The 908-nt window shown below is 54.7% G+C and carries 1 protein-coding gene; it reads left to right on the forward strand.

The window, feature by feature from the left end:
• The coding region (locus H8Z83_RS19235) for a VirB4-like conjugal transfer ATPase, CD1110 family (RefSeq protein ID WP_187016497.1) at positions 1–908 on the forward strand (908 nt) is incomplete at both ends.

The raw sequence follows: 908 nt of genomic DNA on the forward strand, positions 1-908 counted from the left end.
GAACAGGGCTTTGTTTCCTCGTTGGCCCTTGGTTACAACGAGGTAGAAATCCAGCGCGGTATGACCACCAGCTCCACAGCCATCTTTATTCCTTTTATGACAAGGGAGCTCCGCATGGCTGGGCAGGCCCTCTACTATGGCATGAACGCACTTTCTCACAATGTCATCATGGCTGACCGCAAAAAGCTGAAATCGGCAAACGGGATGTATTTGGGCTCTACGGGCTCCGGCAAGAGCTTTGCCGCAAAGCGCGAGCTCTTGAATGTGTTTCTCACCATCCCGCAGGATCGGATCATCGTGGTTGACCCGATGGGCGAATACGCTCCGCTGGTGCGAAGGCTGGGCGGCCAGGTGATCGAGATTGCCCCGGACAGCCCGCACCACCTCAATCCGATGGATGTGGAGCTCAATATGGCCGCCGGAGAAAGCCCGCTTTCCATGAAGGCGGATTTTCTTTTGTCCCTATGCGAGCTGGTGGTCGGCGGCAAGGAAGGCTTGCAGCCCATTGAAAAGACGGTCATTGACCGCTGTGTGCGTTTGGTGTACCGGGAACAGGCGCTCGGACTGGAAACTGCAAAAACACCGCTGTTGCAGGATTTGTACGAAGAGCTCTTACGCCAGCCGGAGCCCGAGGCCCGGCGCGTGGCAACTGCCTTAGAGCTTTATTGTACAGGCTCCCTCAATCTTTTTAACCATCCTACCAACGTCAAGACGGACAGCCGTGTGGTGTGCATCGTTCTGAAAAACATGGGCGAAAACCTTAGAAAGATTGCAATGCACATCACAAACGAGTTTGTTTCGCAGGCGGTGGATCAGAACTTCCACGAGGGCGCGGCAACTTGGTGCTACTTTGACGAGTTTCACATTCTGCTCCGTGATCCACTGACAGCCAGCTACTTTGTGGCGGT

The sequence above is a fragment of the Dysosmobacter segnis genome, assembly GCF_014297285.1.
GTDB classification, from domain to species: Bacteria; Bacillota; Clostridia; order Oscillospirales; family Oscillospiraceae; genus Oscillibacter; species Oscillibacter segnis.